This window comes from uncultured Chitinophaga sp., assembly GCF_902168175.1.
Taxonomy (GTDB): Bacteria; Bacteroidota; Bacteroidia; order Chitinophagales; family Chitinophagaceae; genus Chitinophaga.
The window spans coordinates 467173-488354 of record NZ_CABHOU010000025.1; the positions used below are offsets into that span (position 1 = coordinate 467173).

17 protein-coding genes are annotated in these 21182 nt (G+C 45.9%); 8 read left to right on the plus strand and 9 right to left on the minus strand.

The annotated features are described in order from the left end of the window. Positions 1-52: 52 nt before the first annotated feature. A complete protein-coding gene (locus tag QZT80_RS05375) occupies positions 53-1483 on the minus strand; it encodes a tetratricopeptide repeat protein (RefSeq protein WP_295118730.1) in 1431 nt (476 codons plus the stop codon). Positions 1484-1641: 158 nt separating this feature from the next. Between QZT80_RS05375 and QZT80_RS05380 the strand changes: the two genes are divergently transcribed. Beyond that, the gene (locus tag QZT80_RS05380; protein ID WP_295118733.1) at positions 1642-2031 is read left to right on the plus strand and encodes a hypothetical protein; all 390 of its coding nucleotides are present in this window, start codon (positions 1642-1644) and stop codon (positions 2029-2031) included. A 77-nt stretch (positions 2032-2108) separates the two neighbouring features. Here QZT80_RS05380 and QZT80_RS05385 read toward each other — a convergent pair whose 3' ends face one another. From QZT80_RS05385 to pafA, 3 genes are all read right to left on the minus strand, one after another. Further along, positions 2109-2765 carry a hypothetical protein gene (locus QZT80_RS05385; RefSeq protein ID WP_295118736.1) on the minus strand — a complete coding sequence of 219 codons (657 nt, stop codon included), beginning with the start codon at positions 2763-2765 and terminating at the stop codon, positions 2109-2111. A gap of 59 nt (positions 2766-2824) precedes the next feature. Next, on the minus strand, positions 2825-3604 hold the full coding sequence (locus tag QZT80_RS05390) for an enoyl-CoA hydratase-related protein (protein ID WP_295118739.1): 780 nt from the start codon (positions 3602-3604) through the stop codon (positions 2825-2827). 130 nt (positions 3605-3734) lie between these two features. Next, the gene (gene pafA / locus QZT80_RS05395) at positions 3735-5390 is read right to left on the minus strand and encodes an alkaline phosphatase PafA (protein WP_295118742.1); all 1656 of its coding nucleotides are present in this window, start codon (positions 5388-5390) and stop codon (positions 3735-3737) included. 112 nt (positions 5391-5502) lie between these two features. Between pafA and QZT80_RS05400 the strand changes: the two genes are divergently transcribed. Then, on the plus strand, positions 5503-6750 hold the full coding sequence (locus tag QZT80_RS05400; RefSeq protein WP_295118745.1) for an aminotransferase class I/II-fold pyridoxal phosphate-dependent enzyme: 1248 nt from the start codon (positions 5503-5505) through the stop codon (positions 6748-6750). 1217 nt (positions 6751-7967) lie between these two features. On the opposite strand, the gene purL is transcribed toward QZT80_RS05400, so the two are convergent. Continuing rightward, a complete protein-coding gene (gene purL / locus QZT80_RS05405; protein ID WP_295118748.1) occupies positions 7968-10193 on the minus strand; it encodes a phosphoribosylformylglycinamidine synthase subunit PurL in 2226 nt (741 codons plus the stop codon). Between the two features lie 360 nt (positions 10194-10553). Here purL and QZT80_RS05410 point away from each other — a divergent pair, with 360 nt between their 5' ends. Both QZT80_RS05410 and QZT80_RS05415 read left to right on the plus strand, forming a co-directional pair. Then, the gene (locus tag QZT80_RS05410; RefSeq protein WP_295118751.1) at positions 10554-12749 is read left to right on the plus strand and encodes a glutamine synthetase III; all 2196 of its coding nucleotides are present in this window, start codon (positions 10554-10556) and stop codon (positions 12747-12749) included. 377 nt (positions 12750-13126) lie between these two features. Beyond that, positions 13127-13810: a hypothetical protein gene (locus QZT80_RS05415; RefSeq protein WP_295118753.1), complete on the plus strand. Its 684-nt coding sequence runs from the start codon at positions 13127-13129 to the stop codon at positions 13808-13810. A gap of 60 nt (positions 13811-13870) precedes the next feature. Here the strand turns inward: QZT80_RS05415 and QZT80_RS05420 are convergent, their stop codons facing one another. The 4 genes from QZT80_RS05420 to efp form a co-directional block, all read right to left on the minus strand. Continuing rightward, positions 13871-14926, minus strand: coding sequence for an AI-2E family transporter (locus QZT80_RS05420; RefSeq protein WP_295118756.1), 1056 nt, complete (start codon positions 14924-14926; stop codon positions 13871-13873). Between the two features lie 274 nt (positions 14927-15200). Continuing rightward, the gene (gene accC / locus QZT80_RS05425; protein WP_295118759.1) at positions 15201-16538 is read right to left on the minus strand and encodes an acetyl-CoA carboxylase biotin carboxylase subunit; all 1338 of its coding nucleotides are present in this window, start codon (positions 16536-16538) and stop codon (positions 15201-15203) included. Positions 16539-16622: 84 nt separating this feature from the next. Next, positions 16623-17099 (minus strand): acetyl-CoA carboxylase biotin carboxyl carrier protein, encoded by a 477-nt coding sequence (gene accB / locus QZT80_RS05430; protein ID WP_295118762.1) that lies wholly within the window; start codon positions 17097-17099, stop codon positions 16623-16625. 61 nt (positions 17100-17160) lie between these two features. Beyond that, entirely contained in the window at positions 17161-17724 is a 564-nt protein-coding gene (efp, locus tag QZT80_RS05435) for an elongation factor P (RefSeq protein WP_295118765.1), read from the minus strand. Positions 17725-18062: 338 nt separating this feature from the next. On the opposite strand from efp, the gene QZT80_RS05440 reads away from it, so the two are divergent. From QZT80_RS05440 to QZT80_RS05455, 4 genes are all read left to right on the plus strand, one after another. Next, a complete protein-coding gene (locus QZT80_RS05440; protein WP_295118767.1) occupies positions 18063-18548 on the plus strand; it encodes a peroxiredoxin in 486 nt (161 codons plus the stop codon). A 74-nt stretch (positions 18549-18622) separates the two neighbouring features. Beyond that, complete coding sequence (gene mdh / locus QZT80_RS05445; RefSeq protein WP_295118770.1) at positions 18623-19564, plus strand: malate dehydrogenase; 942 nt, start codon at positions 18623-18625, stop codon at positions 19562-19564. A gap of 468 nt (positions 19565-20032) precedes the next feature. Further along, positions 20033-20617, plus strand: a complete 585-nt coding sequence (locus QZT80_RS05450) for a YceI family protein (protein ID WP_295118773.1) — start codon at positions 20033-20035, stop codon at positions 20615-20617. Between the two features lie 102 nt (positions 20618-20719). Continuing rightward, positions 20720-21181 carry a MarR family transcriptional regulator gene (locus QZT80_RS05455; protein ID WP_295118775.1) on the plus strand — a complete coding sequence of 154 codons (462 nt, stop codon included), beginning with the start codon at positions 20720-20722 and terminating at the stop codon, positions 21179-21181. Position 21182 lies beyond the last annotated feature (1 nt).

The following is a 21182-nucleotide window of genomic DNA, read 5'->3' on the forward strand; positions in this document are numbered from 1 at the left end:
AAGAAGTATACTCAATTGTGAGGGAAGAAATTAGACGAGATCGGAAAATACTTCAACGTTTCTTGCGATACCGGGAGATTAACTCTACCACGGAGGCATGTTGAAGGACGGACGGATCGAGTTCTACCAGCTTTTTAACCTGGCGGGGGGCCAGTTGCAGGGCATTTTCGAGCTGCAGGAGGCCTTCCTTGCTTTTTCCCTCGGCTATCAGGATGGCGGCGCGGTAGTAGATAAACACAGGCTTGCGGCCCAGTTTTGCTTCTGCGGCCTCCAGTTGCGAGAGGGCCTCTTCGTAAAAACCAGCCACATATAGTCCGCGGATAAGCTCCTGCCAGGCGTGGGGGCTGCTGGGGCGGATACGTACGGCATTCACAAAATGGATCAGCGCATCTTTGGTACGCCCCTGCTCCAGGAAACATTCGCCCATTGCCATATTATACTCAGCGCTCTGTTTATTGATCTTCAGAGCAGCCTGCAGGGACTTAATTGCATTATCCCAGTTAGCCTCGGTCATATAGGCCACGGCTATCTTATAGTACAGCTTATCGTCGTTGGGACTGAGATGAGAAGCTTTACGATAGTAATAACGGGCCTGAGTATACTTCCGCATGCGCTCGTAACAGTGGCCAATCGCCTCGTAGATCACATCTTCCGGCTTGGCTATCTCCAGGTGTTTAGACAGCACGTCGATAGCGTCGTTGTACTTACGTAAACGGATGAATGCGTCGCCCATATTACGGTAAGCATAATCGAACTTTTCATCGATCGCTACGGCGTACTGATAAGCATCGATCGCTTTCTCATACAGCTTTAAGCCCTGGTAAGCGGTGCCGAGGTTAAACCAGGCCAGCTGGTTATACGGGTGTTCGTTGATGATATTGTTGTGCAAACGGATACTCTCCTCGTTACGGCCGGTAAACTCCGTCCAGAAACAAATTTTATGAAGTGCTTCCTCGTTGTTAGGATCGTGTTCCAGGAGTATTTTGAGGCAGTCGAACACCTTTTCGAACTCTTCCCAGTCGTCGTACACGTCGGCCAGTTCCAGCAGCAGTTCGGTACGATCTTCCCCGTCGAAATGTTCGATCTGCTCTTCCAGTACGCCGGCCGCCTTTTCGTGCTGGTTCATAGCCAGGTACACGTCTGTTTTAAGGATATAGAGGTTGATGTCATTACTGTCCAGCAACTCCGCTTTATCCAGCAGGGCGAGGGCCTCTTTGTATTTCTTGGTTTCTATTAAAAGTCCGGATTTTTTCAGGAGCAGGGCTGAAGAGTAGGGAAACTGCTCAATGGCCAGTTCGGCCGCATGTATGGCGTTAATGAGCTCGTCATGCTCATCGTAATAGTCGATGATCTGTTCAAAAGAATCCTCATCCAAAAAAGAATGAGCACGACCTGCTACCAGATTTTCATACTGCTGAAGCAAATCCCTCAAATCTTCAAAATCCTCGTTAAACTCGTTAAATGATGGGAAGTCGTGATTCATTAACGTAAATATAGGGGAATTTACACCTGCCGCCAAAATTCGGGAAGGTGATCGGCGTAAAACTTTTTAACATTTTTTTAAGATTATTCGGTAATTTCCGTTAAGAATATGTTACGAAATATAAAAAATCGTATATTTGTGTAGCAATAAGTGTTGCAATGAAAAGGATTTTATACATAACACATACGTTTACATTGTCTTGTGCGCTTTCTACGCTCCTGATACTGGGTGCATTGAAAGCCTCGGCCAATGACTCGGGGCTTATCTCAGAAGATGATAAGGCTAAAGCGGTCAAAAAAACTGAGACCAGCTTTAACCTTACCACCATGCCTAAAAAAGGCCTGAGCCTCGACGCTGGTTTTAAATACAGCGGTATACTCAATTCAGAATTTAAACTGATCGATAACAACACCGTAAATGTTAAATCGATCATGACTTATAAGAAAGGTAACGTTACCTACGTGGTGCCGTACTCTTTCCAGGTACCTCAGCAAACTGGCAATAAATACCACCAGCTGCAGATCAACCTGCCATTACGCAGAGGATAATAGTGTTAGAAAATAATATTTTAAAAAGAAAAGCGGTCCTGCGACCGCTTTCTTTTTTTATATCCGTTTGTGATGGATCAACCACGTATTTTCTGTAACTCGTCCTGGGTGATTTCTTTGTACCCCTTGGGAATATCGAACACCGACGCCGGCACCGGGCTCAAGTCGACTTTGGTAGCCGTCACTTTCATCTTAGAACCCGCCCCGGCTATTATTTCAAACTCAAGCGGAATGCCTGAAAGGTTCATGAACCGGCGGTTATACAAACGGTTCTCAGGCACGAGTTCGGGCGTATAATACACTTCGAACGTTGTGCCATCGGGCATTTTACCAATAGCCTTGCGGCATTTATACCCCTGTATTTCCTTTACCTCTTTCTGATCGGTGAATTTGATGCTTTCGTAATTACGTGTCTCTTTTTCATAAGCCGCTTTGTCAGAACGGATCATGTACTTGTCACCGTGATTATCCAGCAATGTGATCATTGTTTGGCTTTTGCGGTTCAGGAAGTACGTGTAGTTAACAACGTTAAAGATCATATCAATACGGCTGTCATCGCCACGGATGTACTGGGTGAAAGTACTGTTGGCAAACATGGCGTCCATTTGCAGGTGTTCGGGCGGCACCTCTATCTTATACTCGACCTTAGCATCGGAGATCGTGCGTTGCGCGCACAATACCGATGGCAGTCCGAGCAGGACCGTAGTGAACAGGCGTAATAAACTTTTCTTCATGGTGTTTCAGTATTTCATAGGGATGTAATGAAAAATATGTGCCAGTTGGACCAAACTCGCTACCAGACTGGCTTTTCCTTATTCAGGAAGGCCTTTATGCCCTGCCGGCAATCAGGATGCTCCCTGGTTACTGCATTTTGCCTGGCTGCTTCTTCCAATGCTGCCTGTAAGGGCAGATCAAGCGCAGTAGCCACCAGTTTTTTAGTCAGTTTTAAAGAATTTGCCGAGGCATCGTCACACAGTTCTTTTGCCAGGGCATCAACCATCACATTTATCTCATCCGCAGCCACCACTCTATTTATCAACCCAAACTCCTGCGCTTGTTGGGCGCTTACCAGCTTACCGGTCAACAGTAATTCACGGGCACGCCCCTCTCCTATCTTTCTTACCAAAAACACCGATACCAGTGCGGGTACAAATCCGATTTTCACTTCTGTATAACCAAACTTAGCTGCGGGCACCGCGTAGCTAAAATCGCACACAGTGGCCAGTCCACAGCCGCCTGCAACGGCATGCCCTTCTATCCGGGCAATTACTATTTTATCATGGGCGTAAATCAGTTGCATCAACTGCATTAACTGCCGGGAATCGGCCAGATTTTCTTCGTAGCTATTACGCTGTAACTGCTGTAGGTATTCCAAATCAGCGCCGGCACAAAAGGCTTCTCCATTTGCTGCCAATATAATCACTTTTACCGCATCGCTGGCACCTGCCGTATTAAAGGCATCTGTCAACTCTTTCACCACCTCTCCGTTAAGCGCGTTGCGTTTTTCAGGCCGGTTTAGCGTAATGGTAGCCACTCTGCCGGCTAACTCGTAAGTGATGAACGAATAGGACATCGGTTGTTTTAACCAAAAATAAGGGAATTCTGCTTATAACAAATACCCTATGGATAAACGGGTGTGCATCAAATAAAAACTCCGTGTTAACCTACGCCAACACGGAGTTCTAACTATTTGCAAACCACGCTTAGTGGGCCACTTCGGTGATTACATGCCCAACGTTACCGCTCGGCATTTGTATGCGTAACATAGCTGCCACAGTAGGCGCAATATCCGTCATTTCGGTATTACGGTTGGTTCTACCGGGTTTAACGCCCCACCCCATCCATACCAGTGGTATGTGTGCGTCGTATGGGTTCCATACACCGTGTGAGGTACCAGTATTGCCACCTGCAATCCAGCCTGGTTGTAGGGTAAACATTACATCGCCGCTACGTTTGGCGTTATAACCAGCCGTTACCATGTTTTTTATTGGCTGCGTAAGACTGCCTGCACCTATACTTTTCAGATCGAACGCCTCCTGTACTCCAGGTATTTTCTTCAGTTCATCGATCAGGTACTCTTTTACTTCCGCCATTTTAACTTTGGGAATAGCAGCATAGTTCAGGTACAGTTCGTAGTTATCTGCATCCAGGATGGCTTTATCTATACCAAACTCCTTTTTCACACCTGCGTTAAGGATTTTAACGCTTTCGCCAGTGCTAACAGTGCCGCCGTGCATCCTGTTTTCTTTGCTATAACCGGGAACATGCGCCACGCCGTGGTCGGCAGTTATAAAATATAACCACTGACCTTTACCTACAGTTTTATCAAGGAATTTAAAGAATTCACCCAGATCTTTATCGAGGCGCAGGTAAGTATCTTCTGCTTCTATGGAATTAGGACCAAACTGGTGACCTACATAGTCGGTAGAGGAAAGGCTTACAGCCAGAAAATCGGTTACGCCGTTAGTACCCATCCTGTTAGATTCTACCGCCCTTTTTGCAAATTCGAGGGTATAAGTATTGCCGGCGGGTAAGCTGGCCAGCTGTGCAGGGCCTGCTATTTTATGCGGGAACGACGTACCATTCTCCCCTTTGAACTTGCCTTCGTAAGGTTTTTCGTCGGCAGTGCTAAGGGTATAAGTGGAGATGGGATACAGTGTATTCCAGGGTTGCGCGGTATACTGCTCTGGCAGTTTTTCGTCGTTAAACTGGTTTACCCAATCCGGCAGCACGTTTGTATAATAAGTACTGGTAATAAATTTACCTGCGCTACCATCGTACCAGTAAGCTCCGTTAGCGGTGTGCCCGGCAGGCAAAATGGCACCACGGTCTTTAATGGCGATGCCGATGGTACGGCTCTTGAAGTTGGTGGCCATACGAAGCTCGTCGGCCACGGTGGTTACGAGCATATTTTTCGGGCTCATCTGCCCTGCTTTGGAAGAGCTGCCTACAGTTTTTACGGTAGAATCTTCTGCGCAATACATTTCACGGTTTAACTGCCTGTCGTACCAGCCGTTACCGATAATACCGTGAATAGCCGGCACAGAACCTGTGTAGGCACAGGCGTGGCCGCAGCCGGTAATAGTGGGGGTATATGGAATAAAAGTGTTTTCGCAGGTAAACCCTTCTCTCAATAATCTTTTAAATCCATCGTTTGAATAACGATCGTAGTACCGGTAAAGATAGTCCCAGCGCATCTGGTCTACCACCATTCCGACTACGAGTTTAGGTCTTGCTACTGATTTCGGGCTGCGTGAGCTTACATACGACGTGGTGTTTGACGGCGACGTGGCCTTCTGGGCGTATGCCCCGCTGCTGAGCAGCAGCAGTGCGGAAGCCCAAAAAAAATTTGATCTCATGGCTACAATAAAAAAGGTTTATCAAACAAAAGTAACCTAAGTTTACAAAAAATAATATTTTAATACCTTTGTGGGGTGATTGATCATATTCAATTAAAAAATATTTAACATCATGGATATATTCGAGAAACTAACTAGAAATCTCGGTCCTATCGGCCAACACTCTGACAGAGCACATGGATACTTTGCTTTCCCTAAGCTGGAAGGCGAAATCGGGAACCGTATGAACTTCCGCGGGAAAGAAAAGATTGTATGGAGCCTTAACAACTACCTCGGTCTGGCAAATCACCCGGAAGTACGTGCAATAGATGCGGAAGCTGCTAAAGAATTCGGCCTGGGTTACCCAATGGGCGCCCGTATGATGAGTGGTAACTCGAATTATCATGAGCAACTCGAAAAAGAACTTTCCGAATTTGAAAAGAAAGAAGACACGGTGCTACTGAACTTTGGTTACCAGGGTATCATGAGCGCTATTGATGCGCTTTGCGGCCGTCACGACATTATCGTGTACGATGCAGAAAGCCACGCTTGTATTATCGACGGCCTTCGCCTGCACCCGGGTCACCGCTATGTGTATAAGCATAACGACGTAGCGGATTGCGAAAAACAGCTGAAACGTGCTACAGAGCGCCTGAAAGACAATGGCGGTAACGGTGGTATTCTCGTTATTACAGAAGGTGTATTCGGTATGGGCGGCGACCAGGGCAAACTGAAAGAAATCGTTGCACTGAAAAAAGATTATGAATTCCGTTTGCTGGTAGACGATGCCCACGGTTTTGGTACAATGGGCGAAACTGGTGCGGGTACTGGTGAAGCGCAGGGCGTGCAGGACGAAATAGATCTGTATTTCTCTACTTTCGCTAAATCTATGGCCTCTATCGGTGCTTTCATCAGCGGCGACCGTGGTATTATTAATTACCTGCGCTATAACATGCGCTCGCAGATATTCGCGAAATCAGTTCCAATGCCACTGGTGGTAGGTAATCTGAAACGTCTGCAGATGCTCCGCAATCAACCAGAACTTAAAGCAAAACTCTGGGATAATGTGGCCAAAATACAGAAAGGCCTGCGTGACAGGGGCTTCGACATCGGTCATACCGATTCTCCGGTTACACCTATCTACCTGAAAGGTGATATCCCGGAAGCCACTGCCATGTGCCTGGATTTGCGCGAGAACTACAACATCTTCTGTTCTATCGTGGTTTACCCTGTAATCCCGAAAGGCCAGATCATCTACCGCATTATCCCTACCGCATCGCATACCGACCAGGATATCGAGGAAACACTGAACGCGTTCAGCGAAACCAAAAAGAAACTGGACAACAAAGTATACCAGGTAGCGGAAATTCCTGTAGTATAACTATTACAATACTTTATATGAAAAAGGGGAAAGCAGTTGCTTTCCCCTTTTTTTTGCCCTACCGACACGTAAGGGCAAAAAAAGGGCTGAATAAATTCAGCCCTGGCAAACAAATCGTTCTTTCACTAGGTGTAATACTAGTTTCTCATTAGGATTGGTACATTCTACTTTTCACTAGGACATGGTAAACTACTTTTCACTAGGATATGGATAAACATCTTCTTCTTTTCATATTAGGACATGGTCGAAACGTAAATCATTAGGACATGGTAAATAAACTTCTTCGAATTAAATAGGTCTTCATAGAAAGCTGGAGTTCTCCTCCAAAAAAATAATGTATAAATATTTTGTATGTATTTCTGCTTGTAAAAATCTTCACTATCCGACCTCTACATCTGCGCCTGCTCTCATTCTCTCGCTCTATTCAAAAGTAGATCACTTCTACCGTATATCAATAACACGATCGTGGTATTTTGTTAATAAGTTGTTAAGCGATTATTAACGAACGACACAATAAGCACGTTTTGGTTTGAAAATCACGAATTAAAGGGCCATTTTTAGCCGTTTTTTTTAATATGTTGGGTTATTAACAATGTGTGAATAACCACCATAAACCTAGGCATACTAACGGTTTAGGCCGATTTTTACGGTTTTTATGGAGTTGTTAACACCCAGACTGGCAATTGTTATTTGCTATTAACAAACTGCGCCTCGTTTTCAGGCGAAAATGGCGCGTTTTGAACGCAATCCGGGGCCGATTTGTTAACGATTTATATAACACTAAATGTGTAAAAGGGGTATAGATGACAGAACGGACTAATGGATTAAAGTTGATAATATGAGCATCTTTTAGCGATGCGGCATACGTTAACGATCACCACATTCAGCGGAAATTCACTAAGTAGCCTGACTTTAAAATGTTTAAACACTTCGTCGACCATACATCTTACATAATTGATGGGTAGAATATAATGGAAGGATCAGCTAACAGGCTGGCGTTGACTGTCATATGCAGCTTAAAAGGGCTGTTAACAAACCAGGTGTAAGAAATAGACGGTGAGAAGCGACGAAGCCTGAACCTTGGCCGTATAAAGACCTCCTGCGGTAGACGCGCAGGGCGGCGTTTTAGAATGCCGGTACAAATAATGACGGCGACGCCCATAAATACAAAAAGACCGGCTAAAACCGGTCTTTTTGTGCGAATATGCTTGATATAACTAGTGCTCCAGGTGTTTTTCCAGGGCAGTATCATATTTTTTCTTCCATTCTTCGGTACGACCCCAGTCTTCACCGTTAACAATCACGTTTTCGCCTTTCACCACACCTACTTTCTCGTAACGTACGCTATGTTCGGAAGCATCTACCAGTGTATGCAGGAGCGCCTCGAATTTTTCACGGTCTGCAGGGCTTACAGTCACCACTACGCGGCTCTGCGCCTCGCCAAACAGGTAAGCATCTTTACGGAAGTGATCATTAGTTTTCAGTTCGAAACCGAAGCCTCTGTGCATCGCGCTTTCCAGCGCAGTGATGAACAAACCGCCTTCACTAACGTCGTGTACAGACTGAACCAGACCAGACTTAATCACTTTAGCTACTGCCTGCTGTAACTGGAATTCTTCATCCAGGTTAAAGTGAGGCGCGGGGCTGAATTCCACACCAATGATTTTGTGCAGGTATTCAGAGCTGTTGATATCATTATAACTACGGCCAACCAGGTATACCAGGTCACCTTCGTTTTTAAAGTCGAGCGTCATACGGTCTTCGAAATTCAGTACACCTACCATACCTATTGTTGGTGTAGGATATACTGGTCCGTCGGGAGACTGGTTGTAGAAGCTTACGTTACCGCCGGTTACCGGGGTATTGAACTTGCGGCAGGCGTCGCCCATACCTTTCAGCGCATTTACGAACTGGAAGTATACTTCAGGATCGTAAGGGTTGCCGAAGTTCAGGCAGTTAGTGATAGCAACGGGCTCGCCACCGGAACATACGATGTTACGGGCAGCTTCCGCTACTGCAATCTGACCGCCTTTCAAAGGATCGGCGTACACATAACGGCTGTTACAGTCGGTCGTCATAGCCAGGGCCTTTTTGGTACCTTTTACTACAACAATGGCCGCATCGCTGGGCGCATTGGTAGAGGCGTTGGCGGTACCTACCATGCTGTCGTACTGCGTGTAAACCCAACGTTTAGAGGCAATATTCGGCAACTGTACCATTCTTTCGGCAGCAAACTTCAGGTTCTGCACGTCCGGAATATTCTGGATCTCAAAAGCTTTGATTTTCTCGAAGTACTTCGGCTCTACATAAGCCCTGTGGTACTGAGGGGCACCGCCACCGAGTACCATGCTTTCTGCAGGCAGGTCGGCTTCCAGCTCGCCGTTCATATAGAACTTCAGGCTTGGGTCTTTGGTTACTTCACCGATTTGTACGCAGTGGAGGTCCCATTTATCGAAGATGCGCAGTACTTCTGCTTCGCGACCTTTTTTGATCACGATGAGCATACGTTCCTGGCTTTCGCTGAGCAGCATTTCCCAGCCCTTCATATTTTCCTGGCGGGTAGGCACTTTATCCAGCTGGATCTTCATACCATGCTCACCTTTAGCGCTCATTTCAGCAGTAGAACAAGTGATGCCTGCTGCACCCATATCCTGCATACCAACGAGTGCGCCGGTAGGGATAATTTCAAGACAGGCTTCCAGCAGTTTCTTTTCCTGGAAAGGATCGCCCACCTGTACGGCCGGCAGGTCCTGCGCACTTTCTTCAGTAATATCGGCCGATGCGAAAGAAGCACCACCGATACCATCTTTACCGGTAGCGGAGCCTACGATGAATACCGGGTTACCTTCGCCGAAAGAAGTAGCAGAAACAGTTTGACCTACTTTTACCACACCAACGCTCATTGCGTTTACCAGCGGATTGGTGCTGTAGCAGTCCTCGAAGTAAACTTCACCGCCCACAGTAGGTACGCCGAAGCAGTTACCATAGTGGCTGATACCGTCTACCACACCTTTAAGCAGGTGCTGTGTTTTTTTATCGTTGATGTTGCCGAAACGCAGAGAGTTAAGCGTAGCAACAGGGCGTGCGCCCATTGTGAAAATATCGCGGTGAATACCCCCTACGCCAGTAGCAGCGCCCTGAAAAGGCTCGATAGCGGAGGGGTGATTATGTGATTCTATTTTAAATACAACGGCATAACCATCGCCGATGTCTACCAGACCCGCATTTTCCTCACCGGCTTTCACCAATAAACGATCGCCATCACGCGGGAGTGTTTTTAACCAGACAATAGAATTTTTATAGCTGCAATGCTCACTCCACATAACAGAGTACATGCTCAGTTCTGTGAAATTGGGCGTACGGCCTAAAACGGATTTTATTCTCTCAAATTCATCTGCGGTAAGTCCCAGCTGTTCAGCCGTTTCTACGGTAGTGGTTTGCATGTAAGTTTACGATTTTAAAAGAAGATGCAAATCTACATGCTTTTATATCAATAGACAAGAAACAGCTCATTTGTGACAAGAATGTAAGTAACCGATACATTGTGCCTTACCTGACAGGATAAAATGGGTTGGAAACATGTGATTTTCAAGACTTTCAGAAAAGGTTGAAAATCAATACACGCACATATGAATTATGTTATTTTTAATATATCAGTTTCGAGCAACTGGTTCCTCAGTTTTTTGGCCAAATTTCAAAAAAAGCGCCCTTTAGCCATCAAAATGCAATATTTAGATTAAAAAATGTTTAATTCTTGCATTTTAAAGATAAGAAGTGTTTTTTTGTAGAAAATTATTCACAGCATGCAATCTTTACGTTTTACTGCGCTGGAAGGCTTAACCGGCGTAGATGTTAAAATCAAACCAGAACACAACGGTAAGATCACAGATGTTTTTGGAAGTAATGTTTTTTCCGGCAGATCAATGCGGGAACATCTGAGTGACGAGGCTTACAAAAGCCTGATGAACTCCATTAAGGCCGGCACTAAGATCGAGCGCAAGATGGCGGAACAGATTTCATCAGGAATGAAGTCATGGGCAATGAAAAAAGGCGTAACCCACTACACGCACTGGTTCCAACCCCTGACCGGCACTACAGCTGAAAAACATGACTCTTTCTTTACTCTGAAAAGTGATGGAACTTCCATCGAAACTTTTGATGGCGATGCATTGGTTCAACAGGAGCCTGATGCTTCCAGCTTCCCTAACGGTGGTATCCGTGCTACTTTTGAGGCTCGCGGTTACACTGCATGGGACCCTTCTTCTCCTGCTTTCATTATTGAGCAGGGTGCTGGTAAAACCCTCTGCATCCCTACAATTTTCGTAGCTTATACAGGCGAATCGCTTGATTACAAAGCTCCTTTGCTGAAAGCACTGGCTGCTCTTGACAAATCTGCGGTTGAAGTTTGTAACTATTTCGATAAAAACGTTAACAAAGTAACTGCTACCCTCGGTTGGGAACAGGAGTACTTCCTGGTTGACGAAGGTCTGGCTAACGCCCGTCCTGACCTGGTAATGTGCGGTCGTACTGTAGTTGGCCACGCTCCTGCTAAAGGCCAGCAGCTGGAAGACCACTACTTCGGTGCTATCCCTGAGCGCGCTTACGCTTTCATGCGTGATTTCGAAGAAGAGTCTTACAAACTGGGTATTCCTTTAAGAACCCGTCACAATGAAGTAGCACCTGCTCAGTTCGAGTGTGCGCCTATCTTCGAAGAAGTTAACATCGCAGTTGACCACAACTCCCTGCTGATGGACGTGATGGCTAAAGTAGGTAAACGCCACAAACTGCGCGTATTACTGCACGAGAAACCATTCGCTGGCATCAACGGTTCAGGTAAACACAATAACTGGAGCCTTGCTACAGATACTGGTGTAAACCTGCTGGCTCCTGGCAAAACGCCTAAGACCAATCTGATGTTCCTCACCTTCTTCGTGAACACTATTAAAGCTGTACACGATTATAACGACCTGATGCGTGCATCTATCGCCTCTCCAAGCAACGATTTCCGTCTTGGTGCGAACGAAGCTCCTCCAGCGATCATTTCCGTATTCGTAGGTAAATACCTGGCTGAAGTACTGGAAGCGGTGAAAACCCGCGTTAGCAACAAATTCGACGAACAAGACGAAGCGATCCTGAAACTGGACCTTCACCGTCATATTCCTGAGCTGCTGCTCGACAACACCGACCGTAACCGTACCTCTCCTTTTGCCTTTACCGGTAACAAGTTTGAGTTCCGCGCGGTAGGTTCTTCTGCCAACTGTGCTTCTGCGATGACCGTGGTTAACACCATTATGGCTAAAACACTGGCCAACTTCAAAACTGAAGTTGACGGCCTGATCGAAAAAGGCGAGAAGAAAGAGATTGCTATCATGCAAACCCTTCGTAAATATATCGTTGAGTCTGAGAAGATCCTCTTCGAAGGCGACGGTTATAGCGAAGAGTGGGAAAAAGAAGCAGAAAAAAGAGGTTTACCTAACGTAAAAACCACGCCTCGCGCACTGGATGCTTACGTTACTGAGAAATCTACTAAACTGTTCGTAGAAACAGGCGTTTACAACGAGAAAGAACTGCACGCACGTTACGAAATCCTGCTGGAAGACTACGTGAAAAAAGTACAGATCGAAGCCCGCGTAATCGGTGACCTCGCTACTAACACTGTATTGCCTTGCGCAATCACTTACCAGAACACGCTGCTGGCTAACATCAATGGCCTCAAAGCAGCTGGTTTCCCTGAAAGTGCTTACAAGGCCCAGAAACAAATTGCCGAAAAAATTTCTGAACATATCAACGTCATCAGCGAAAACGTACAGGCGATGATCGAGGCTCGCAAAGTTGCGAACAAACTGTCTGACAGCCGTGAGAAAGCGATTGATTACTGTGAAAAGATCAAAGGTCCTTACTTTGATGTGATCCGCTACCACGCAGACAAACTCGAATTCCTGGTGGATGACAAGGTTTGGGCACTGCCTAAATACAGAGAACTGCTTTTCTTGCGATAAAAAACCGTAAGATTGTTTTGGTGTATGATGGCCCCCGGTTTTTACCGGGGGTTCTTTTTTGCCCATAAGTGACTGGTAACGAACTGAATAAGCGTGGCGAAGCGAACGGACGGCTAAACAGGTTCAGGCACGCGGGTGTGTTTGCGACACTAAGTTGTCGGTGGCAGTCGAGCCGGTGTATACACGGCCATTGTTACAATTGTATAAAACAGCCCGGTATAGATCTGGTCGCTGAAGGGAGTGACACAACGGCGGCTGAATAGAATTCCCCCAGCCCGTCCCCTCAATTTAGGATTAATGTTAAAGTATGTTAAACCTCGGGCAGGCACTTAAACCTTTGTTCCCCTACCCTGTCTATTACTACAAATCGATAATTTATGAAAAGAATACTGATTGCGTTAATTATAACTTCTGCCAGTACTGCAGCATTTGCACAAGACAGTACCCGCACGCACAAACGCCCTATGCACGAACAAAGAGCGAAAATGCAGGACGACCTGAAACTGGACGAAAAACAGTCTGCGCAGGTGAAGGATATTAACAAGGAATTTATGAGCAGTGCCCAGGCCATCCAGAAAAATAAAGAACTCAGTAAAGAAGAGCGAAAATCGAAGCTGGAAGCCCTGGACAAGGAACGTAGCGGCAAACTTAAAACGGTGATGAATGATGAACAATTTACCAAATGGGAAAGCAACCGCGCGGCTACCAGAGCTAAAATGGAAGGTTATAAAGAGAAACGTCACGATAAAATGGCGAGAGGTAAAGGAAAACGTGGCGACAGGCCTAAACAAGACCTGGGCCTGAACGAAGAGCAGAGCAAACAACTGAAAAGCATCAACGGCGATTTTCATGATAAAACGGTGGCCCTGCGTAACAACAAAGATTTATCTGAAGATCAGCGTAAAGCTCAATTCAAACAACTGCGTGAACAGCGGGATAGCAAACTAAAAGCCACGCTGAGCACCGAACAGTACGAAAAAATACAACAACGCGGTAAACGGAAACCAGACCATAAAAGAGGCGCTCCCGTTGAACAGGAAGCTGCTTCAGAAAATAACTAAATAGTTCTGATAGATAAAAGTGTTTTAGGAAAACGACGGCTTACTTCTGTAAGCCGTTTTTTATTTTTCGTCGGTACCCAGCAAGATGGCCCAGGCGCGCATGTTAGGCATGCGGTCGAAAATGATTTTAAGCAGTGCCAGCGCGGGAATGGAAATAAACATACCGCTTACCCCCCACACCATGTTACCGATAAATACCCCCAATATTGTGACCAGCGCATTGATCTTTACTTTAGAGCCAACGATACGTGGCAGCAGTACATTACTGTCCAGCAGATGGATAGCGAACAGCGCTAACGCCGCCCAAACCGCCATGATACCGGTATTGGTCGTAAAAGTGATGATGATGGTAAAGATCATCGTAACGATAAAACCGATGTACGGGATAACGTTGAGTAATGCGCCAATAGTGCCGAGCAGCACAGCGTACTTAACACCAATAAGCGCCAGCACCGTGCAGTTAAGCGCCGCCACCACGATCATTTCGATGAACAGTCCAACTACATAGCCTTTCACCACTTTCCTGGTTTCGTCGATCGCATCATATACATCAGTTGCATGTTCACGGCGGAACAACTTTACCAGGAAACTCACCAGCAACCTGCGATAATAGAGCAGGAAAAATGTATAAATAGGGATGAACACCAGGAACAGTACAGTGGCAGACACAGAAGAAAATGTGTTGATGAGCATTTGCGCGCCACCGGAAATACTGCGGTCGGCTATGTCGTTTAGGTACGCCATCTGGTTAGCCGAGCTGATATTAAAACGATGATCGATCCAGTCGGTAAGCACATCAGCCTCCGCCAACAGCCGCTGTTCGAGCAAAGGTATATCCGCCAGAAAACCGGCCATTTGCATGGATACAAAATATAAAATGCCTGCCATGCTCAATACAAAAAAGAACACCGCAATGCCCGCAGCAGCGCCCCTTGAGAAACGGATCCTCTCCATCAATTGTGCGAGCGGCAGTAATAAAAGCGAGAACAAAAAGGCGAAGGCTACCGGCGCCAGCACCTCTTTAGTTACCTGCAGGATAAGGACGATCAGTACAAGGCTTAGCAATACGAGACTCAGCTTCGTATAAAAAGGCGGTTTGCGGGTGACAGGTTTCATACTTTAAATATAAGAGGGATACTTCGTAAAATGGCATCGGGAGGTGAACAGGCAACAACTTTGCCATTTACCAAGCAATTTTGTGTTTAATGAGCCTGTTGCGCTAACAACCATATAATGCAGGCACTCGTTAAAAACTCTCCATTGGTTGATGTGGTTACCTGCCCTCCAGCGCTACCCGGCAATGAGGTATTACCCCTACATATTGGCTCTTGCTAAAATAAAAAGGGAGAACAATAACGTTCTCCCTTTCCAATATGGTATTAGAACCGGCCTACACCAGTTTAAAGCCTTCTGTAAATTTGGTAGTAAAGTTACCTTTCCTGAAGTCCTCGTTGCGCATAAGCTGCTGGTGGAACGGAATGGTAGTTTTTACGCCTTCTATCACGAACTCGCTGAGGGCTCTCTCCATAGAGTTGATGGCCTCTTCGCGGGTTTGGGCGATGGTGATGATTTTAGCCACCATGGAATCGTAGTAAGGAGGAATAACATAACCTGCGTAGATGTGCGAATCTACCCTTACGCCATGGCCGCCTGGTGTATGCAGCACGGTGATTTTACCCGGAGATGGACGGAAATCGTTGTACGGGTCTTCGGCATTGATACGGCACTCGATGGCATGCATCTGTGGCGTATAGTTTTTTCCGGAGATAGGGATGCCCGCTGCGATCTTAATTTGTTCTTTAATCAGGTCGAAGTTGATTACTTCTTCCGTAACGCCATGTTCTACCTGGATACGGGTGTTCATTTCCATGAAATAGAAGTTACGGTGTTTGTCTACCAGGAACTCGATAGTACCTACGCTTTCGTAGTTAATAGCGCTGGCGGCTTTGATAGCTGCTTCGCCCATTTTTTCACGAAGTTCAGGCGTCATAAACGGAGAAGGAGATTCTTCCACCAGTTTCTGGTGACGGCGCTGGATAGAGCAATCGCGTTCGGAGAGGTGACATACTTTGCCGTATTGGTCGCCTGCTATCTGTATTTCAATGTGACGGGGTTCTTCCACGAATTTCTCCATGTAAATACCATCGTTATTGAAAGAAGCGCGGGCTTCGTTTTTGGCCATGTTGTAGTTGTTCTCCAGTTCTTCTTCCTGCCAAACCACGCGCATACCTTTACCACCACCACCAGCGGTGGCTTTGATGATAACGGGGTAGCCCATTTCTTTGGCCACTTTTCTCGCTTCATCTGCGCTTTCGAGCAGGCTGGCAGATCCTGGAATAACCGGTACGCCGGCAGCGATCATCGTTTCTTTCGCAGTCATCTTATCACCCATTCTGCGGATCATATCCGGGGTGGGGCCGATGAATTTGATACCATGTTCGCCGCAGATTTCAGCGAACTTGGCGTTTTCGGCGAGGAAGCCGTAGCCGGGATGTATAGCATCGGCATTGGTAATTTCTGCCGCTGCCATCAGGTGAGGGATATTCAGGTAAGATTCGCTGCTCTGCGGTTTGCCGATGCACACTGCCTCGTCCGCGAACTTCACGTGGAGGCTGTCTTTATCTGCAGTTGAATATACAGCTACCGTTCTGATGCCCATTTCCTTGCAGGTGCGGATAATGCGCAGGGCGATTTCGCCACGGTTAGCGATCAGTATCTTTTTAAACATTGTTTTTCGTAATAGGTTAAAAAAGCTAAAAGTTGGAAGGTTGTAAGGGCCTAACCTTACAACCTTCCAACTTTATCCGAAATGTTATGGTTCAACCAGGAACAGCGGTTGATCGTATTCCACCGGTGAAGCGTCGTCCACCAGTATTTTCACGATTTTACCACTTACTTCACTTTCAATTTCATTAAACAATTTCATGGCTTCGATAATACAAACCACTTTGCCTGCGCTTACATCGTCGCCAACGTTTACGAATGGTGGTTTATCCGGACCTGCGCTGCGATAAAAAGTACCGATCATGGGCGATTTGATAGTGATCAGGTTGTCTTTCACAGGTGCTACTGCAGGTGTTCCTGCTGCCGGAGCCTGAGGAGTTGCTGCAACCTGGGCTACTGGCTGTGCGTAAGCCTGAACTGGCGCCATAGCGGGAACCGCTACAATCTGCCCTTCAGCATCCTTTTGTTTTATTGTAATCTTAAACTTGTCCTGCTCGATGCTCAGTTCGCTGATGTTAGACTTATTCACCATCTTGATCAGCTCCTGAATCTGTTTAAAATCCATGTAGGCAGTTTTTTGTTTTAGTAATGATTGTTCTTAGGAATGAAATCTGTTGATATGGTAATTACTTTACTCTCTCGATATATTCACCGGTTTTGGCGTTCACACGGATCATTTCGCCTTCTTCCACGAACAGGGGCACCATAACGGTAGCGCCGGTTTCCACGGTTGCCGGTTTAAGTGTGCGGGTAGCGGTATCGCCTCTCATACCCGGCTCGGAGTAGGTTACGAGCATTACAATTTTGTCAGGCAATTCTACCGACATATGCTGCTCGGTTTCTGTGTTAATAGAGATGGCAACTTCCTGGCCATCTTTGAGGAACTGCGGCGCGTCGATCATGTTTTCGGGCAGCGCAATCTGCTCAAAGGTTTCATTGTCCATGAAGTTATATCCAGAATCATCTTTGTAAAGGAATTGGAAGGCCTTCTTTTCTACGCGCACCGGGTAAATGGTGTCGCCAGAGTTCCAGGTATGCTCAATAGTACGGCTATTATCTACGCCCTTTAATTTAGCCCAAACTTTGGCAGCAGCGCGGGCAGTCTTGTTCTGACCAAACTCTACAACAGAATACAAACTGTTTTCCAGTTTGATGATTAATCCTGTTCTGATATCTGCAGTGGTAGCCATAAAACGGATACTGATTTAAAGTTAAAAATTTACATTAGGATTGCAAAAGTAAAAATTTCTGAATATGAACAAACAAATTTGCCAGAATTACCACGAAATCACCACGTTTTGAAGGAAAATAAGGGTGAAATGGCTCAATTATGACCCTGTTGCCGTCGATTCAGCGGGTAAAGATACGGCCGTCAGTTGTTAAACGAGCCATTTATATGCTGTAAGCCCAATTTTATTTTACTTCCGGGGTTATAAATTATAGTGTTAGTTTTAAAGAGATTAAGCGCGCTCGTGTTCGGCAATGATGCCGTATATTGCAAACATTAGATGACTAAACGGATAAAAATATGAGATACCTGAGCTTCTTTTTGCTTTTTTGTGTGATACCTGCTTTAGTGAGCGCCCAGACATCGAACCCGAAAGCTCCTTATCTGCAGTACCCTACCCCGCCTACGTTCAAGTTAACGCTGCCCGACGGAAAAATTACTACAGTCAGGGAACTCAAAAAGAACAAGGAACTGATCGTTTTTGTTTTCAGCGTAGATTGCGATCATTGCAAACACTTAACCGAGGATGTGGTTAAAAACATCGATAAGTTCAAAGACAAGCAAATTCTGATGATCACGCCTTTTGGGCTTGACCAGATGAAACAGTACTATAACCAATACAAGATTGGCAGTTACCCGGCTATCACAATGGCCAGCGAACCTACCCGGTCGATCATGTATTTCTACGACCTCCAGTACTTCCCCGGCCTTTATTTCTATGATAAAAAAGGGAAACTGCTGGACAAACACTTCGAAGGCACCGTGAAATTGCAGGACTTGTTGTAGCAGAAGCCGGAGTGTCGGGCATTAATCATTACATTTGATTCAATTATTCCTCACTTTTAAATTTTGTACGTAAGATGAAAGTAACTGTTGTTGGAGCTGGTAACGTAGGCGCCACCTGCGCCAATGTACTCGCCCACAGAGATTTTTTGCGAGAAGTCGTGTTGCTGGATATAAAAGAAGGTACAGCGGAAGGAAAAGCACTGGACACCTGGCAACAAGCTCCTATTGACTACTATAGCACCAAGGTGACCGGTGTTACGAATGATTACACGAAAACAGCCAACAGCGACGTGGTAGTAATTACCTCCGGCCTTCCACGTAAACCGGGTATGAGCCGCGACGACCTGATTTCCACCAATGCCAACATTGTTAAATCTGTTACCGAAAATATCAGCAAACACTCGCCCGATGCCATTATTATCGTGGTATCCAACCCATTGGACGTGATGACTTACTGTGCTTTCCTGACTGCTAAAAAAGACAGCAGCAAGGTGTTTGGTATGGCCGGTATATTGGACACAGCACGTTACAGGGCTTTCCTGGCCGACGAAATCGGCTGTTCTCCCAAAGACATCCAGGCGATCCTGATGGGTGGCCATGGTGATACAATGGTGCCATTACCCCGTTACACTACTGTTGCGGGCATCCCGGTAACAGAACTGGTGGCTGCCGACAAGCTGGAAGCTATCATACAGCGTACTAAAGTAGGCGGTGGCGAAATTGTAAATCTGCTGGGAACTTCGGCGTGGTACGCGCCCGGCGCAGCCGCAGCCCAGATGGTAGAAGCCATTGTAAAAGACGAAAAACGCATTTTCCCTTGCTGTGCCTGGCTTACCGGCGAATATGGACTTAAAGATATTTACCTTGGCGTGCCGGTAGTACTGGGCAAAAAGGGAATTGAAAAGATCATTGAGCTGCAGCTGGACAAAGACGAGCAGGAACTCCTGAAAACCTCGGCAGTGCACGTTAAAGAAGTAATGGACGTGCTGGATAAAATGAATGTTGTGAGTGCTTAATCTGATACACATAAAATAATCTATAAGGGAGAGGCGGGAAACCGTCTCTCCCTTTTTTTTGAAGATAAGGGGCGTTTTTCGTGACATATGGAAACAGTTAAACCACCCCTAATCTCCACTTTAACAGAACATTAGGATTAGATGTTACAACACGCACTTTGATTATTCGTAAATTCGTTTAAAGAAACAATCACCCCCGAAAGGGATTTAGGTTTGGCATAAAAGGCGAAATATAGGTTTAAGGTTAGGCGATCAAAGGCAGCTCACAAGGCTGCCTTTGTCATTTGCAGTAAGTACCGGTGGCCGTATTTCTACGCCTTTATCATTACCGGGTTGTTACCGTATTTTAATTTATAGAAATGCCCTAACTTTACCTAAGCGTTTGGGGATGAACGTTTGATCTGTACCAGGTCATTTTCGCACGTTCGTCTCAGCGCTTCGAAGGCCGGACACCAAAAAGCATTTGTTATGAAACAATTACTCTTGCTTTTGTTCCTCTGCCCCTGGTTAACAACTTTGGGGCAAACAGCTTCCTGGAAATTGGACAGGGTGCATTCATCGGTAAAGTTCTCCGTTGTGCACATGCTCATTTCGGAAGTAGAGGGCAAATTTACCAGCTTCGAAGGCACTATTAAAAGTGCCAAACCAGATTTCACGGATGCAGCTATCGACTTCAGTGTAGATGTAATGAGCATCGACACCGATGATGATAACAGGGACAAACACCTCAAATCATCCGACTTTTTCAACGCCGACGATTATCCCAGGATGATTTTCAAAAGCACGAAGTTCACGAAAACGGGAGATGACAAGTACACGCTGGAAGGCGATCTTACCATCAGAGGCATCACGAAACGAACTACTTTCAATGTAACATTAGGCGGGCAAACAACCGACAACCAGGGCAAAGTGCACGCAGGCTTTAAGGCAAATACCTACATCAACAGGTTTGATTATAACCTGAAATGGGACAAAAAAACAGAAACAGGAGGATTAGTAGTAGACAAAATGGTAAACGTAACGCTTAACCTGGAATTCATCCGGCAGAAATGAGCTTATACGTTTCGCAGCAGAAAAACCAAACGTGTTAACTTACTGTAAAACACGCCTTTATCAACTTATCATTTAAATTGCGCCATATTATTTTTGTTGAGTATGTCTAATATTGAAAAGCTTATTGCTACCAAAAATTTCACGAGCGAACATCACCGGGGCCTGGTGGGTCTTATCTTCGTTGGCAACTGGATCGTTAGCCGCCACCAGCACTTCTTCAAACAGTACGATATCACCATGCAGCAATACAACATCCTGCGAATATTGCGTGGCCAGCACCCCAAGGCAGCTAACATCAATACACTAAAAGACAGGATGCTCGACAAAATGAGTGATGTGTCGCGCCTGGTGGAAAGATTGCGTAAATCGGAACTGGTAGAGCGGAAAAGCTGTGAAATGGACCGTCGTGCAGTAGATGTAAAAATCACCGCCAAGGGGCTTCAGTTGCTGAGGACCATTGACGGTGAAATAGATAAGCTGGACGACTGCCTCAAAACATCGCTGAACGAGAAAGAGGTGGTACAGCTGAATAAGTTATTGGATAAGTTGTTAAACGCTTATTAAG